Annotated in this window: 14 protein-coding genes; 6 read left to right on the top strand and 8 right to left on the bottom strand. The window is 61.6% G+C overall.

The annotated features are described in order from the left end of the window. Positions 1-470 precede the first annotated feature (470 nt). Complete coding sequence (locus tag AB0P14_RS15830; protein ID WP_363844355.1) at positions 471-2,276, top strand: acyl-CoA dehydrogenase; 1,806 nt, start codon at positions 471-473, stop codon at positions 2,274-2,276. A 142-nt stretch (positions 2,277-2,418) separates the two neighbouring features. On the opposite strand, the gene AB0P14_RS15825 is transcribed toward AB0P14_RS15830, so the two are convergent. Continuing rightward, a complete protein-coding gene (locus tag AB0P14_RS15825; protein ID WP_363844352.1) occupies positions 2,419-3,036 on the bottom strand; it encodes a GyrI-like domain-containing protein in 618 nt (205 codons plus the stop codon). A gap of 80 nt (positions 3,037-3,116) precedes the next feature. Between AB0P14_RS15825 and AB0P14_RS15820 the strand changes: the two genes are divergently transcribed. Together AB0P14_RS15820 and AB0P14_RS15815 are read left to right on the top strand one after the other, a co-directional pair. After that, the gene (locus AB0P14_RS15820) at positions 3,117-3,836 is read left to right on the top strand and encodes a lysoplasmalogenase family protein (RefSeq protein WP_363844349.1); all 720 of its coding nucleotides are present in this window, start codon (positions 3,117-3,119) and stop codon (positions 3,834-3,836) included. 9 nt (positions 3,837-3,845) lie between these two features. After that, on the top strand, positions 3,846-4,526 hold the full coding sequence (locus AB0P14_RS15815) for an HAD-IA family hydrolase (RefSeq protein WP_363844346.1): 681 nt from the start codon (positions 3,846-3,848) through the stop codon (positions 4,524-4,526). Between the two features lie 13 nt (positions 4,527-4,539). On the opposite strand, the gene AB0P14_RS15810 is transcribed toward AB0P14_RS15815, so the two are convergent. The 6 genes from AB0P14_RS15810 to AB0P14_RS15785 all read right to left on the bottom strand — a co-directional run bounded on the left by AB0P14_RS15810 (position 4,540) and on the right by AB0P14_RS15785 (position 11,645). Beyond that, on the bottom strand, positions 4,540-5,154 hold the full coding sequence (locus AB0P14_RS15810) for a class I SAM-dependent methyltransferase (RefSeq protein WP_363844343.1): 615 nt from the start codon (positions 5,152-5,154) through the stop codon (positions 4,540-4,542). Between the two features lie 240 nt (positions 5,155-5,394). Then, positions 5,395-6,084 carry an acetoacetate decarboxylase family protein gene (locus tag AB0P14_RS15805; protein ID WP_363844340.1) on the bottom strand — a complete coding sequence of 230 codons (690 nt, stop codon included), beginning with the start codon at positions 6,082-6,084 and terminating at the stop codon, positions 5,395-5,397. Further along, positions 6,074-7,879, bottom strand: a complete 1,806-nt coding sequence (locus AB0P14_RS15800; protein ID WP_363844337.1) for an AMP-binding protein — start codon at positions 7,877-7,879, stop codon at positions 6,074-6,076. The genes AB0P14_RS15805 and AB0P14_RS15800 overlap by 11 nt, the downstream gene beginning before the upstream one ends. Positions 7,880-7,909: 30 nt before the next feature. Continuing rightward, complete coding sequence (locus tag AB0P14_RS15795) at positions 7,910-9,073, bottom strand: acyl-CoA dehydrogenase family protein (RefSeq protein WP_363844334.1); 1,164 nt, start codon at positions 9,071-9,073, stop codon at positions 7,910-7,912. After that, positions 9,070-9,885 carry an alpha/beta hydrolase gene (locus AB0P14_RS15790; RefSeq protein WP_363844331.1) on the bottom strand — a complete coding sequence of 272 codons (816 nt, stop codon included), beginning with the start codon at positions 9,883-9,885 and terminating at the stop codon, positions 9,070-9,072. The genes AB0P14_RS15795 and AB0P14_RS15790 overlap by 4 nt, the downstream gene beginning before the upstream one ends. Continuing rightward, the gene (locus AB0P14_RS15785) at positions 9,882-11,645 is read right to left on the bottom strand and encodes a GMC family oxidoreductase (RefSeq protein ID WP_363844328.1); all 1,764 of its coding nucleotides are present in this window, start codon (positions 11,643-11,645) and stop codon (positions 9,882-9,884) included. The genes AB0P14_RS15790 and AB0P14_RS15785 overlap by 4 nt, the downstream gene beginning before the upstream one ends. 55 nt (positions 11,646-11,700) lie before the next feature. On the opposite strand from AB0P14_RS15785, the gene AB0P14_RS15780 reads away from it, so the two are divergent. The 3 genes from AB0P14_RS15780 to AB0P14_RS15770 all read left to right on the top strand — a co-directional run bounded on the left by AB0P14_RS15780 (position 11,701) and on the right by AB0P14_RS15770 (position 13,978). Further along, positions 11,701-12,279, top strand: a complete 579-nt coding sequence (locus AB0P14_RS15780; protein ID WP_363844325.1) for a helix-turn-helix domain-containing protein — start codon at positions 11,701-11,703, stop codon at positions 12,277-12,279. Next, positions 12,279-13,700, top strand: a complete 1,422-nt coding sequence (locus AB0P14_RS15775) for an NAD(P)/FAD-dependent oxidoreductase (protein WP_363844322.1) — start codon at positions 12,279-12,281, stop codon at positions 13,698-13,700. The genes AB0P14_RS15780 and AB0P14_RS15775 overlap by 1 nt, the downstream gene beginning before the upstream one ends. A 149-nt stretch (positions 13,701-13,849) precedes the next feature. After that, positions 13,850-13,978: a hypothetical protein gene (locus AB0P14_RS15770; protein WP_363844319.1), complete on the top strand. Its 129-nt coding sequence runs from the start codon at positions 13,850-13,852 to the stop codon at positions 13,976-13,978. A 214-nt stretch (positions 13,979-14,192) separates the two neighbouring features. Here the strand turns inward: AB0P14_RS15770 and AB0P14_RS15765 are convergent, their stop codons facing one another. Next, a complete protein-coding gene (locus AB0P14_RS15765; RefSeq protein WP_363844316.1) occupies positions 14,193-14,372 on the bottom strand; it encodes a hypothetical protein in 180 nt (59 codons plus the stop codon). Between the last annotated feature and the right edge of the window lie 955 nt (positions 14,373-15,327).

Below are 15,327 nucleotides of genomic sequence, written 5' to 3'. Positions count from 1 at the left end.
GCTTGTGATTGTATCGCTACAACCCACCGGGCAGCAGAGTTAGGGGTTAGCGGCCGTAATGTGGTTGTGGACTGGATTTGAAAACGCAGATGATGCGAGGAAAATCGAAAATTTGTCGCGTCTACTGCAGTCTCGAACAGGTTCAGCGCAGCATCTGCTGTTTCGAAGTAGAAGCCAGGCCACTACCCCCGGAAACATGAGGTTCCCATCCTTAAAATAGGACGACCCGCAGAGCATCGGCGAGATACTCGTACGGGCCTAACCGCCGCTAACTCTGAGAAGAGCGCCTTGGCTACTAAGAACACTACCTGTCGCGGATTAGAAGGCTTGCATCGATAAGGTCCAGTGAGCGGCATGTCACACGGTCCGCATCTGCCTGTGAGCACCTTTGCGCCTGTGATTCACGCAACAATACTGGTTAGTAACAAATTTCCACCACAAACGGACCATCCCACGGTACGCTGACGATTATGAGCCAATACCAGCCTCCCATCGCAGACATCGCCTTCGCCCTCGAGCACGTTGTGGGCTACCAAGACATCGCCCAACTCCCAGGTTACGAACACGCCGATCTGGACACCGCCGTCGAGCTTCTTGAACAGTGCGGCGAGTTTATGGCCCAGGTGGTGGCACCCCTCAATCGGCAAGGGGATCTCCAAGGATCCAAACTCCAAGCTGATGGCACCGTGGTCACACCGGATGGCTTCAAGGGGGCCTACCAGCAGTACGTCGACGCCGGATGGGGTTCAGTTCCACTTCCGGAGGAGTACGGTGGCGGCGGTTTTCCGCGCACCATTGGCCTCGCCATCCAGGAGATCTTCACTAGCGCCAACATGGCATTCTCCCTGTGCCCGCTGCTGACGCAGGGCGCCATCGATGCACTGCTGCACTACGGGGATGAGGATCTCAAAAACCGCTACCTACCCAAAATGGTCAGCGGCGAGTGGACCGGCACCATGAACCTCACCGAACCGCAGGCTGGCTCCGATGTTGGCGCGCTGACCACGCGGGCGGTCAAGAACGAGGACGGCAGCTACGCGATCACCGGACAAAAGATCTTCATCACCTACGGCGATCACGACATGGCCGAACAAATTGTCCATCTGGTACTGGCCCGTAGACCGGGTGCCCCCGAAGGCACCCGGGGAATATCCTGCTTCATCGTGCCCAAGTATCTTGTCAATGACGACGAGTCGCTGGGTGAGCGCAACACCGTGGAGACTCTCTCGCTGGAACACAAGATGGGCATCCATGCCTCTCCCACGTGCGTGTTGTCCTACGAAAACGCGACCGGGTACTTGATTGGCGAAGAGAACAAGGGCATGCGGATCATGTTTGTCATGATGAACGCGGCGCGTCTCGGCGTGGGCGCGCAGGGCTTGGCCCTTGCCGAACGCGCTTACCAGCAGTCGCTGGAGTACGCCCAGCAGCGCCAGCAGGGCCGGGCCATCGGTGCCACGAGCGCCAGTTCCGCCATCATTGAGTTCCCGGATGTTCGGCGCATGCTCCTGACTCAGCGAGCCAGCATCGCAGCCCTGCGTTACCTGATGCTCTTGGATGCCAGCTACGTGGACAAGAGCTCCAATGATCCAGATCCAGCCGTGCGGGTTAGGGCAGATGAGATCGTGGGCATCCTGACGCCGATCTGCAAATCCTTCGGCACCGATATGGGCAATGAACTCTCCTCACTGGCCCTGCAAATTCACGGAGGCATGGGTTTCATCGAGGAAACAGGCGCCGCCCAGCATGTGCGAGATATCCGTATCGCGGCTATTTACGAGGGCACCAACGGCATTCAGGCCGCCGATCTGGTGGGACGTAAGCTGGGCATCCGCGGTGGCGCTTCCATCTTGGAGTTCCTGGCCACCATGCGCGAAGTGGAAACAGATCTGGCCGCGGCTGGTGCTGACTTCGACGGAATACGCGAAGAGCTCGAACGCCAGTTCACCGCTCTGGAAACTGCCACGCAGTGGATGCTCCGCACGGGCCAAGGTGACCCGAACGCCGCTTTGGCCGGCTCCACACCATACCTGCGCATGTGGGGATTGTGCACGAGTGCTTGGATGCTGGCTCGGGCAGCTGTCGCGGCGGCGAAGACCGACAATGCCGAATTGGCTAACAATCAGTTGGTATTGGCACGCTTCTACGCCCAGCAGATACTGCCGCAGTGCGCGAGCCTCCTCGGAGCAGCAACGGCCGGCGCCGAGGACCTGTTCGCGTTGGACGCTCAGCAGCTCTCGGGCAACGCCAGCAAGTCCAGCAAGGTCAGCAGCTAGCCTCTGCGCTGCGATTCTCCGGACGGGCCCTCGCAGCCAGTGGTATCCTCACTGGCTGCGAGCGCAGCCCTCTGTTCCAACCAACGGCCTGAGCGATGTCCTGCCTGGCGCCTTTTCTTGAAACTCCTACAGGACGTGAGCTCTAGAGGGGCCGCACAGGCTGGCGAAGAATGGTCTTCAACTTCTCCGGCGCTGTGCGGCGCGGGTCATTCAAATAGATTTCATGGTGCTTGCCGTTGAATTGCAGCAAGTTTTCCGGCAAGTAATGCTCATGGAGGCGCTTGAGGACAGGGCCCTCGTCGTCATAAGAGCCGTGGTGCAGAATCTGCACACACAATCCCTCGAACATACTTTCGAACGTGAGTTTATTCAAGCCGGGTAGTTCCTTCTTCGCACCTACCTTAGCTGCGGCCTCGGCCACCATTGTGGCGGTGATCCAGTCCGGCTGGGTGATCATCATGGTCCAGGACCAGGCATCTTTGTCTCGGGTGATGAAGGCATCCATGTTCTCGGCCCACCAGAGTCCCTCCAAAGGTGCCACGACGTAGTCGCGACCCAGGGTGTTCTTACTTTCGAACTTCAGGGAGTAGGAGAGGGAGTACAGGGCCTCGAGAGCTTGGCTATACGCTACGGCGGTGCCAGGGTTGCCGTGGCCTTCGACGCAAAGGTACTGGAACGAGGGCACCTCAACGCGTGAGAACTCCCGAGCACTAGGTGCGTACAGCGTCCTGTGTGCTTTCTTGAGATCGTATTTATCCATGGTTCACTCCCCTGTCACTGCCTTCGCATTATGGTGTCAGTCTAGGATGAGCGGACAGCAACACCATCCCAAGGAGAATCATGCAAGCTGCATCGGGAGCTCCATTTACCGGTTGGCCGCTGGTAAGCACTAAACCGCTGTGGTGGGGGTTTGTTCCCTACATCGTCATCTCCTTGATCCACGTTGCCATCTTGGCCTTGGGGGCCGCCGACGCTGTCCAGCCGAGCAAACTACTGCTCATGCCAGCGTTAGCTCTCGCCCTACTCTGGGGCGTGTTCGGCTCTACTTACCGGACTGGCTTTGTTTCACTCCTCGCGGCGGTGTTGCTCTCCTGGCTGGGCGACGGCGTCGGCAGCTTCTTCCCGTCCGCCCCAACCCTGCCACTGATGCTGGCATTCTTTGGGTTGGCGCACCTTTGCTACATGGGAGCATTCTGGCACCACTTCATCCGCAGGCCGCTCTCGCACTGGGCTCTTGTCTATGTCATCTGGTGGATAGTGCTCCTGCTTGTCATAGCTCCCCAGGCTGGCGGGTTGGCCGTTGCGGTGGCCGTCTATGGAGTAGTTCTTGGTGGCACTGCGGCCTTAGCATCACGGTGCCACCGGCTCATCTTGATTGGTGGGGTCTTCTACCTCGCATCAGATTCCATCCTGGCCTTCCGCCTCTTCGCCGCTGACCTGATGCCGGGTTGGACCAGTCCCTTGGTGATGGTGACGTACACGCTGGGGCAAGGCTTGATCATTGCCGGGGCACTGCTCACCCTGCATAGCCGCGTTAGCCCGCGCGGGCACGCGGATTAAGGTGGTGCCATGAGGATTCATAACACTTCCCCCGCGGAGGACAACACTCCACGACGCTTCAGCGTAGATGCCGTGCTGTTTGATCTTGACGGGACACTGATCGATTCCACTCCTGCCACAGAACGCGCCTGGCGTCGTTGGGGCGAACACATGGGGCTGGAGAGCTTCAGCTACGGCGCTCACGGAGTTCCTGCACAGGCCCTCGTGGAGCAGGTCATTGAAGCAGACCGGCAAGCTGAAGCGTTCGAACTGATCAAGGCTTTGGAAATGGCTGATACCGACGGCGTGGTGCGCAAGGACGGAGCGGTGGAATTACTGGAGTCGCTGCCAGAGGGGGCTTGGACTATCGTGACATCATGCACGCAGGGGCTGGCCCAGACTCGTATGAGTGCAGCAGGCATCGCTGAGCCAGCGCGCATGGTCACCGCCGATCACGTCAGCCACGGCAAGCCGCACCCCGAGCCGTTCTTGCTCGGTGCCAGCTGGCTCGGTGTGGACATTAGCCGCTGCCTCGTGGTGGAAGACGCACCGGCCGGGCTGGCCTCGGGCCGTGCCGCCGGTGCCGTGACGCTTGCGGTGGCTGGCACCAGCGCCGCAACCGAGCTCGACGCCGACCATGTGGTGAACAGCCTGTCCGCGGTAGGCGCCGAGGTCCTTCCCGATGGCCGGATTCAGATCACCTTGAGCTAGAGCCTCACTGGCCTTAGACCACGGCCGAGCGCAACCGCATCCGGTACCACTGAGGGGAGGTGCGGTCCATGGGCCAGCCCAGTCCCGCCGTGGGCGCTGGCCAGACCTTGAGCATCTCCCAGCGGGGGAAGCCTTCTGTGATCTCTGCCTGAGATACACCTTCGATCATGGAGCGGAAACGAGTCCACCCAAACGCCAACATCAGCACCATGGCGCCGGGGTTGGCGAGTTCCGATATGCCCGCTCCCATGTCGCGCCGCTGTTGGTGGTCTAGGCCTTGGAAGCATCCGATGTCGACAAACAGATCAAAGGTGCCCAGTTCCGTAAGCGAAAGCTGCGTTGCGTCCCCCAAGACATAGTGCACCGATGCATCACCACGGGCTTGTGCCCCGGCAATCGCCTCCGGGGCTGCGTCGATGCCAGTAACGTCCCAACCGAGCCGGGCCAGTTCCGAGCTGTACGTGCCGCGCCCACACCCTAGATCCAGTGCCCGTCCCAATGGATCTACGCGCCCCTCGAGTTCCTGCTCGAACACGTCGATAATGTGTTCCCCGGATTCCTTTGCGTAACGCTCCCAAGGTGTTTCCCGCGTGCCGTAGGCACGATAGGTCCACGAATAATTCACCATGGCGATCTCCTAGCCGCGAATGCACCTGTCACCAGTCACCCAGCAACCACAGAGCGGCCCGTGTAAAACGTTCAGATGGCAGTAAGTATGAAACTCGCCCACACGCCGCGCTAGAGCAAAACGTTCATGAGTTTGCAGTTTTGGTTGCTAAGAATCAGGCTATCCAGCCATAAGTGCACGCTCACGAACGTTTCCCAGCTCGCTCCTGCCCAGCGTGGTACTACTCACCCCCGGTCAGGGTCAGCGTTCTACACGCGCACCAAAAACGATGCGGGCTTGGGTTATCGCAGCACCTAGGACAGGGCGGCGACCTTGGAGCCAGGACAGCGAGGATCCGAACGTCCATTGCGTCTGCGCTAGGTGCAGCCTCCCCCGCACGGAGTTCGAGGACCGGATGAACGTGGAAGGGTGACTGGCTGCTTCTCCCGCGCGCTGCACCGTAGGGAGCGGCAGGCTCCACGTGCCGGGGATACTCCTGCGCACGCTCACGCTCGTTTCCGCGAGGATGGTGCGATCCCCACCGCGGTAGAGCGCCTGCAGCCGGCGCCCAGTGCTGCGGCGATGGGCGTTCATGAGTTCCTTGGGGATTCCCCACAGTGCCCGCCCTCCAGCCCGCGACGCCGGGGAGCTCACCCAAATCTGTGGGATAGTCACCGCGAGGCGAGCCCGGTGAACCACCGGCAGCGCGACCAGCAACTCATCGTAGGCCAGGACTCCCCCAGGGGTATATTGCACAGCAGCCACGCCCACCACCGCACAGCCTGCCAACGCCAATGGGTGAGACCCAACCGGCAACTGAGTCCTCACTTCGGTTGGAAGGTCGCGGAGCGGCACGAGGAACACCCCTACGGCGAAGTTGCCGCGGAGCACCCATGACTCAGGAGGGTAGGCGAGACCATCATCATCGTGGCGCCATCCGTCAGCTTGCATACATCGCCTCAATCGCTTCGGCCTGTTCCGCTTCCACGAGACCGCGTTTGACCTTCATTGACGGTGTCAGCTCTCCGCCCTCAATGGAAAGATCTGTGTCAAGGATGCTCCAGCGTTTGATGGTCTCCCACTTATTGAGGCGCTCATTGAGTTGGCCGATGTAGCCTTCCACGAGCGCGTGCACCTCCGGGGATCCCACTCGGGCGCCATAGCTTGTTGCGCTCACCCCGTTCTCTTTGCACCATGCCGCAATGGAATCGGGGTCCAAGGTGATCAGTGCGACGCAGAACGGGTGGGTGTCACCAAAGACCAGAATCTGACTGACATACGGGCACAATGCTTTGAAGGTGGCTTCTACCGCACCAGGGACGACGATCTTGCCGCCGGATGTCTTAATGAGGTCCTTGATGCGCCCCGTGATGGTGAGGAAACCCTCGGAATCCAGTGAGCCTTGGTCACCGGTGCGCAACCAGCCGTCTTCGGTGAAGGCTGCTTCGCTCTCGCTGGGGAGGTTGTTGTAGCCGGACATGATGTGCGGCCCGCGCAGTTGGATCTCACCGTCTTCACCGATCCGAACATCAGAACCCGGCAATGCGCGCCCCACTGTGCCGAATTTGTTGTCGATGGGACGCCCGCAAAAGGCTCCCGCCGTGGTTTCGGTGAGCCCGTACCCCTCGATGATCAGAATGCCGGCGGAGTTGAACCATTCGGCGATTTCCCGGTTCAGTGGAGCTGAGCCGGAGATGAAGAACCGCACGCGCCCTCCGAATCGTTCGCGCACCTTGGAGAACACAAGCTTGTCAAAGAGGCGGTGGCGTAACGCCAGGCCTGTGCCGATGCGTTCCCCCGCTATTTTGCGGCGCTCGTACTCAGCACCCGCTGCGAAAGCACTGTTGAAGATCTTCTCTTTGAGACCACCCTCAGCCGCCTGGGTGGAAAGAATCTTGCCATACGCTTTTTCGAAGATTCGCGGAGCAGCACCCATAAAGGTGGGCTTGATGACCGCTAGGTTTTCGATGATCTTCTCGACGCGGCCGTCGATCGCCGTCGTGAAGCCAACAGCAAGCTGCGCAGAGAGGATGACCTTGCCGAAAGAGTGGGACATCGGCAGCCACAAAAAGTTGACGTCGTCGGTTCGCAGGAAACCCAGAGCCTTGAGCGCCTCACCCTCGTACACCCAGCAGTGATGCGTGAGCCTCACACCCTTAGGCCGTCCGGTGGTACCCGAGGTGTAAATGAGGGTGGCAAGATCGCCGTGGCCAATGGCGTCGGTAGCCACGGCGACCGCGTCAGGCACCTCGGCCAGGTGTTCGCGACCAAGACCACGAACCTCAGCCAGCGACATGGTGCCGGGAACATCATCGATCGAGATGATCTTCTCAAGGCTCCCCGGACGGGAGGTGATCTTCTCGAACTGCTCGGCATCCTCGACGATCGCGAACCGACACCCCGCGTCAGCCAGGATGTACGCGGCGTCCTGCGCCGACGTCGTCGGATAGATAGTGGTGGTGGCGCCACCGGCGCACATCACCCCAATATCTGCCATGAGCCAGTCATAACGGGTGTTCGCGACGATCGCGACCCGGTCCTCCTTCGCCAGGCCGAGGGCGAGCAGGCCCGCAGCCACCTCGTAAACCTCCGCGGCAGCCTCGGCCCACGTCACCGAGATCCAGTTCTCACCGCTCAGGTAGCGGTAGGCCTCGTGATTGGGGGTGCTCTCCACACGGCGTCGCAACATCACCCCCAATGAGGGCGCGAGGTTGTGTAGGAATTGGGTGTCAATGCTCTCGTTCATTCTCACTCCTTGGTGGGGCCGGGCATGGACTTACTTGGTGGCGTAGCGGGCGGCCTGTTCGCGGCCGATGATTTCCTTCATGATTTCGGTGGTGCCGCCGTAAATGGTTTGGATGCGCGAATCGCGGAAGGCGCGCGCGATGGGGTATTCGAGCATGTAGCCGAAGCCGCCGAAGAGTTGCAGGCAGCGGCTGGTGGCACGTACCTGCAGTTCGCTGGCCCACCACTTCGCCTTGGACGCTTCAACTGCGGTGAGCTCGCCGTCGTTCAGCGCTAGGACGGCCTTCTCCACGTAGGCCCGGGTTACGTCAGTCTCGGTCTCGATCTCGGCAAGGACAAACCGGGTGTTTTGGAAGTCGCCAATCTTTTGGCCGAACGCGGTGCGGTCGTGGACGTACTCCAGTGTCCACCGCAGGGCCGCCTCTGATGCGGCCACCCCTGCCACAGCGATGGAGAGCCGCTCGCGGGGCAAGCGTTCCATCAGGTACCGCATGCCGCCACCGAGTTTCCCGAGGAGGCGGTCCTCTCCCAGCCGGACATCCGTGAAGAAGAGCTCAGCGGTGTCCTGGGAGCTCAGCCCGATCTTCTCCAGCTTGCGCCCGCGGGAGAAGCCTGGGTCTCCAGTCTCAACGACGAACAAGCTGAAGCCGCGGGAGCCCGCTTCCGGATCGGTTTTGGCCACGACGATCACCAGATCTGCATGGATGCCGCTGGTGATGAAGGTCTTGGCGCCATTGAGAACCCATTCATCACCGTCCCGCACGGCCGCGGTGCGAATGCCTTGCAGATCGCTCCCTGTGCCAGGTTCGGTCATGGCGATGGCACCGATGATGCGCCCGTCAGCCATGCCCGGGAGCCAACGCTTTTTCTGCTCATCGTTGGCCAGATCAAGCATGTACGGGATCAAGATGTCCTCTTGCAGACCGATCCCGACGCCGAACGACGTCACCGCAGTGCGCGCCACCTCTTCGGCGAAGATGAATCTGTAGCGGTAATCAGCTTCGCCACCGCCGCCGAATTCCTCAGGCACAGCGAGCCCGATCATTCCATGGGTTCCCGCACGCAGCCACACCTCGCGAGGAATGAGGTGTTCTGCCTCCCACGTTTCGTAGTGGGGTTCCACTTCTCGGCGCAAAAACTCGCGCACGCTCTCCCGGAACGCCTCATGATCTTCGGTGTAGAACGTGCTCTTCATCTGGTGTCCTTATCTAGTGGAGGGGCGCCTTTGGCTGAGGGAAGCTGTTCGAGGATTAGCGCAACGCAACGCTCCGGGTCATCGGAGAATGGGAGGTGACCGCAACCATCCAGGAGAACATGGTGAGCCCTCCCCCAGCCTCGGCGAGCTCGCAGCGACTGGGAACGGTCGGGAAGCACCATGTCACGGCGACCCCACACGATGGTGGTGGGAACGCCGTCGGCCGCGGGAACGGCGCGCTGCGTGGCGAATGCGGCACGTGCAGGGCCAAAACCATCGCAGGACGCCAGGGCGGCGAGATCAGCAATGGCCGCCTGCGGGTCGACGTGAGCGGGCCGCCCGAACAGCGGGAACAGCAGCAGCGCGCGTCCGGCCCGAGTGCGCAGCGCCGCACCGAGCGGTCGCGGCAGGGCCTGGGCCGCGGTGCGCAGCACGCTCAAGATGCCAACGCACCACCGGCGCTCAGCAGCGTTCCAAAAACCAATAGGCGCGAAGGCGGTAACCCGTCCGGCGATGCCACGATGGGCCAGTTCCAGCGCAATACCCGCCCCCATGGAGCTGCCAACAATGTGTGGCGAAAGGATGCCGCGCGTTTGGAGCTCGGCGCTCACCCAATCGGCAATACCAGCTGTTCCGGGACGCAACGATGGATCGCTAGGCTGCGCGCCGAATCCTGGGAGATCGAACGCGTGCACGCGGTGATGCTGTTCGAGGGAAGCGATGATAGGCGTGAAGATCTGCCAGCGGGCACCGAGACCATGCAGGAGCACAATGTTCTCGCCCGCACCGCCTACGTGCACCGCGGCTCTCATGAGGTGCCGGGTTCGAAGGTTGGTGGCGCAGACTGTGGACGGACGCTGTTGGGGCGCACTGAATTTCCGCGAATGGTGGGCACCGGCAGCCGCACGGGTAGGCGCAGTGCGCCAGGCGCCGTCTCCGGTACCACGGGATGAGCCGGCGCAACAGCGTCGATGCGCTGATACGCCTCACCCAGGCGCGGACGAGGGTCTGCGTCGCCCTTATTGGGCCAGAACGACATGGCTCGCTCAGCCTGCGCCGTGATGGTCAGCGACGGGTTCACCCCAAGGTTCGCCGTGACCGCGGAGCCATCGGCAATATGCAGCCCGTCGTAGCCAAAAACGCGCTGGTACGGGTCGATCACACCCTCGGTAATAGAGGTGCCAATGACACAGCCACCAATGAAATGAGCTGTCATCGGGATGCCGATCAGATCCGCCGATGTGCCACCCGCTAGCCCGTCAACGCGCTGTGACAGATCACGGGCCACACGGTGCGCGGTGGGGATCCACTCGGGATTAGGCTCACCCCGACCCTGCCGCGTGGTCATGCGCCGGCCAAACAATCCGCGCTTCAGGTAGGTGCTCAGCGAGTTATCCAGGGACTGCATGACCAGCACAATGACAGATTGCTCCGCCCAGTGCGGCACCGAATGCATACGCACCGCGGCACGCCAGCCGAGCCTACGGTAGGTCCGGATTGCCGCTCGCCAGCGCGGGATCCCCTCCACAGGGTCCACAAGGTGTGCGTTCAGGAGCGCGAGCAGGCTCGAGCCGTGCCCATATCTGACCGGTTCAACATGTGTCTGTGGATCCGGGTAGAACGACGACGTAATGGCCGTTCCATGGGTCATGTCGGCATCCGCTGCACTCGATCGAGCAGACAAAACCGCTTCGGAGTTGGTCCGGCTGAGCTCCCCCAGCCGTGGCGAGAGTCGTGGGAGCGAGCGCTGCTTGAGCCGGTGCAAGAGGCGTTGGGTATTCAGGGCGTTGCCGGCGAAGACCACGTGCTCCGCGGTGTAGCTCGTCCGCTTGAGCGGGTTGCCGGTAGCGTGCCCGCTGACGCGATACCGTCCACCCGAAATGGGTTGCACATCGGTCACGGTAGTCAGCGCTTGGATGCTGGCGCCTGCGCGCTGGGCGAGTGGGAGATAGTTCTTCACGATGGTGTTCTTTGCACCAACGCGGCAGCCTGTCATGCACGCACCACATTCGGTACATCCGTGCCGCGCAGGTCCCATGCCCCCGAAGAAGGGGTCAGCGGCGCCAATGCCCGGCCCGTCGCCGAAGAAGACGCCCACGTCAGCCGCGTGCAGCGTCTCACTCACACCGTATTCCTCGGCCAGTTCACGCATCAGCTCATCGGCAGCTGTTGTATCGCGAGCTGTTGTGACACCCAGCATCCGCTTGGCCTGGTCATAGTGGGAAGCAAGCTCGGACTTCCAGTCAGTGATGTGCGCCCACTGCGGGTCCCGGTAGAACGCATCCAGCGGCTCGTACAGCGTGTTCGCATACACCAAGGATCCGCCGCCAACACCCGTGCCGCTGACAATCAAAACATTGCGCAGCAACGTCATCCGCATGATCCCGAAGCAGCGCGCGGCGGGGAGCCAGAGATAACGACGCAACCGCCACGAGGTCTGCGGGAGTTCATCGTCACTGAACCACCGGCCTGCTTCGATGACAGCGACGCGATAGCCCTTCTCACTCAAGCGCAGCGCTGCGACACTCCCGCCGAAACCGGAGCCGATCACCACGACGTCATAGTCGTTCATGCGGCCAACTTATCCCACTATTGACAGTTTGCCAATAGCCGATCAGACTGGCGCTATGGACCACACCCCGAGGACTCGGCTGAGCCCGGATGCGCGGCGGCAACAAATACTTCACGCCGCCAGCAAGCTCTACAGTGAACGCCGCTACGACGATGTCTCCCTGGAAGAACTGGCTGCCGCAGCCGGAGTCGCGCGTGGTTTGCTACACCACTACTTCGGCTCAAAGCGCGAGCTCTTTCTGGCAGTCATGACCGCGTCCGTACGGCTGCCTCTTGAACAACTGCCCGACCTCGATGGCCGGCCCATCCCCGAGCGGGCCAAGCTGACCATGTCGTGGATCCTTGAGGGTGCGCAGAGCTACGGGCAGGGCTGGGTCAACGCCTCCGGCGCCGAACAATGGAACCCCGACAACGATGTGCAGGCCCTCGTCGACGCCGCCGATGACCGTGCCGCCCGCTTCATGCTCGATGCGCTGGGGCTTCCCGACGATGCCGGGTTACGTCCGCGGCTTCGCCCGGTGGCCGCTTTCACTAAGGCACTGTGTCGCGAGTGGTTGCAGCGAAAGACCCTTACTCGCGATGAGGTGCTGGAGCTGAGCACGGCGGCGGTTCTGCGCGCCGTGCGGGTGAGCTGATGCCGCGTATCGGGATCATCGGCTCCGGGTTCGGCGCTATTGCAGTCGCTGCCGAATTCCTGCGGCACGGCTATTCTGACGTGCGGCTTTGGGAACGCTCCGATGCAATGGGTGGTGTTTGGCGTGACAATACGTACCCTGGCGCCGCATGCGATGTCCCTTCCCCCTTCTATTCCTTCTCCTTCGCCCCATCGAAGCAGTGGCCGCGGCGCTACGCCGAGCAGCCGGACATTCTGGCGTACCTGCACACTGTGGCACAACACGAAGGAGTCGCCTCCCGCACGCAGCTGAATACCGAGGTGCGCAGTGCACAGTGGAGCGGCACGGCATGGCTCGTGACCTTCGCCGACGGCACACACGAAGAAGTCGATCTGCTCGTTAGCGCCGTAGGCCAGCTATCCAACCCCGTCATACCGGCGATCCCTGGGGCCGAGAGCTTCCTGGGCCCCACGTTCCACTCGGCGCAGTGGCCGGCAGACCTCGATCTTGCTGGGCGGCGGGTGGCGGTGATCGGGGCAGCAGCTACAGCTGTGCAGGTAGTGCCACAGCTGGCCACCGTCGCCGAACGAGTCACGCTCTACCAACGCACCCCGAACTACATTTGGCCCAAGCCCGATGGCCGTTACCCCCGCTGGTACCGGCCGGTCGCCGCCCGGATCGAACGCCCGTTCTTCCAGTGGCTTGGTGAGCAATTTTCGCGAGCCCTGGCGGATGGATCGTTCGCCGCTCGCGTGAGCCGGGCCGTGACCCGATTCCACTTGCGGCGCCAGGTCGCCGATCCCGCCCTGCGCGCAGCGCTCACCCCCGACTACCCCATCGGCTGCCGGCGCATCCTGTTCTCCAACAACTTCTACCCTGCGCTGTGCCAGGAGAATGTAGACCTTATCACCGAGGGCATCGCCGGTATCCGGCCGAACGGGATTGAAACCCTCGACGGCGGATTCCATCGCGCAGATGCCATTGTCTACGCCACGGGGTTCGCTGCGCAAGGCTTCCTGCGCGGCCTGCGTATCACCGGCCCCGACGGCGCTGACTTGCACGAGCATTGGGCGCAGGGCGCCAGAGCTCACCTAGGAATCTACGTCCCTAGATTCCCTAATCTGTTTTTGTCCTACGGCCCGAACACGAACCTTGGCGGCAGCTCCATCATCCGAATGCTAGAGGCGCAGGCTTCTCACATGCGCCAGAGCGTGGACTACATGGTGACCTCCGGCGCGAGGACACTCGAGGCGACTCAATCCGCAGAGCAGGCCTGGGATGACGCGGTGCAGGGCGAACTGTCCACCTCAGCGTGGGTGCGCTGCGACAGCTGGTACCGAGACCCAGTGACGGGGCGCATCACCTCGAACTGGCCAGGCGGCACCAATAGCTATGTGCAACGCACCCGCATGCTCAAATCCTCGGAGTTCGTATTTCGCTAGGCCACCCACATCACAGGCTCAGCAGGATGTCGCAGACTCGTGCGGGCTGGGAAAGAAACGGGTGGTGGCCACGAGCCATCCTCCGAAGCGCAGGGCAGCGCCAACTCGAAGAGCGCTATACCGTCACCTTGCACCGTGCTTGACGGACCATGACCGGCCCGGAATCCGCCGTCCTGCTACGACAGATTGGCTGGCACCGCTCGAGGACGGACTATGAAGCGATCGCCGACACCTCCCGCACCGACCAGGCGTTTACTGACTTCCCCACCACCATGTGACGTACAGTCGCGGCCAGTTAGATCTCTTGTCCTAGATTTGAAACTGCAACTGATGCGAGGCCCAGCCAGTTTTTACCGCATCCGCTGCAGTTTCGAATGGTTGGGCAATGAACCTGCTGCCGTCCCCCAATCCACCTTGACTGCGGGAATCCACAGTTGCGGTATCCGGCGCGATAGTAAATCAGAGGCGACTTTCAGGTCATGTCGACTTGCCTCAGGCGAACTTCGGGCGCAACTCCTCGCGGAGCTTGTAATACCGTCCGTGTATGCATCCACCGCTGAACTTGCCGTCACGAATCTCGAGGATTATTGCCAGAGACTCCCCGTCGTCGCTAGCACCGTCCATGTTCTCGATCAGAGCGCGGATGAGATCGGCTGTGACGTTGCTTGACACGGAGGCCCCCTAGGTCGGTTCAAGAGTGGAGCGCCCTCACCCAGGACCTGCAGTGGTGGCTGGCTCACGAGCCTGCCGCTCTCCTTACCTAGTAGCTCGGCCAAATCCAAGACCCGCACCATGCTAGCCTCGTGGTCCACGCCGACGATCACAACCCGATCGCGAGAGAACGAATACGACAGGACTCCATTCCACCCGCGCGGGGTCTACCAGCACCGCCGATGCCTGCGCCTCAATCTCAACAAAGATCACGGCCGAGACCGGTTCGGCCAGCGCTCCAGCCAATGCGATTGTCGCGGTCACCACATTACGAAAAGAGCGGGATCATCCTTCGGCTCGGCCCTGCGTGAGTGGCACGCCGGCGTCGTCGAGACCGCCGGACACCATCTCGGAGCAACTGCGACGCATAGGTACGCCAGCAGTGGGCAAAGGGTCCATCGCGTTCTGGTTCCCTTGTCGATAGCTACATGCACGTCGGATACCGATCCGCAGTTCGGTGGAATGCTCGCAGAGTCTTCCACGCGCATTTGCATTGATTTCCGTCTCGCCTCGCCAGAAAAGTAGGACATGGCGGTTCAACCGCTAATCGCGATCCTCTGTCGTCGACGATTTTTCCGTCAACCCTCACTCAACGGCCAGACGATCCCTTCCTCACTCACGATGAGCTTCTCACCGCTGAAAGAGATCACTGTCCCCGTACGCAGTCTCGGCCTCAGACGTCCTGAGCGCTCCCCTTCTGCACGGTCACCGGCCCGCTATCGAGTGACCCGCTTTCGGTATCGCCCTGCCCGGCCATATACAGGGCTATGACCTCCGCCCACGACCACCGCACATCGATACCGCGGACCCCTCTCTTGAATTGCGCCCGTATGGTGATTTGGGACAGGGTTTAGGAGAATCTGTTTCATGTCTAATCGTCGTAAGTTCAGTCCGGAGTTCAAGGCCGAGGCTGTTG

The sequence above is a fragment of the Specibacter sp. NPDC078709 genome (assembly GCF_040686795.1).
GTDB lineage: Bacteria > Actinomycetota > Actinomycetes > Actinomycetales > Micrococcaceae > Specibacter.
Note: the sequence above shows the minus strand (reverse complement) of the source record. Positions and strands in the feature narration are given on the sequence as shown.

Coding starts and splice junctions, on each gene's coding strand:
- AB0P14_RS15830 (WP_363844355.1), top strand. CDS start 471: ATGAGCCAATACCAGCCTCCCATCGCAGACATCGCCTTCGCCCTCGAG.
- AB0P14_RS15825 (WP_363844352.1), bottom strand. CDS start 3,036: ATGGATAAATACGATCTCAAGAAAGCACACAGGACGCTGTACGCACCT.
- AB0P14_RS15820 (WP_363844349.1), top strand. CDS start 3,117: ATGCAAGCTGCATCGGGAGCTCCATTTACCGGTTGGCCGCTGGTAAGC.
- AB0P14_RS15815 (WP_363844346.1), top strand. CDS start 3,846: ATGAGGATTCATAACACTTCCCCCGCGGAGGACAACACTCCACGACGC.
- AB0P14_RS15810 (WP_363844343.1), bottom strand. CDS start 5,154: ATGGTGAATTATTCGTGGACCTATCGTGCCTACGGCACGCGGGAAACA.
- AB0P14_RS15805 (WP_363844340.1), bottom strand. CDS start 6,084: ATGCAAGCTGACGGATGGCGCCACGATGATGATGGTCTCGCCTACCCT.
- AB0P14_RS15800 (WP_363844337.1), bottom strand. CDS start 7,879: ATGAACGAGAGCATTGACACCCAATTCCTACACAACCTCGCGCCCTCA.
- AB0P14_RS15795 (WP_363844334.1), bottom strand. CDS start 9,073: ATGAAGAGCACGTTCTACACCGAAGATCATGAGGCGTTCCGGGAGAGC.
- AB0P14_RS15790 (WP_363844331.1), bottom strand. CDS start 9,885: ATGAGAGCCGCGGTGCACGTAGGCGGTGCGGGCGAGAACATTGTGCTC.
- AB0P14_RS15785 (WP_363844328.1), bottom strand. CDS start 11,645: ATGAACGACTATGACGTCGTGGTGATCGGCTCCGGTTTCGGCGGGAGT.
- AB0P14_RS15780 (WP_363844325.1), top strand. CDS start 11,701: ATGGACCACACCCCGAGGACTCGGCTGAGCCCGGATGCGCGGCGGCAA.
- AB0P14_RS15775 (WP_363844322.1), top strand. CDS start 12,279: ATGCCGCGTATCGGGATCATCGGCTCCGGGTTCGGCGCTATTGCAGTC.
- AB0P14_RS15770 (WP_363844319.1), top strand. CDS start 13,850: ATGACCGGCCCGGAATCCGCCGTCCTGCTACGACAGATTGGCTGGCAC.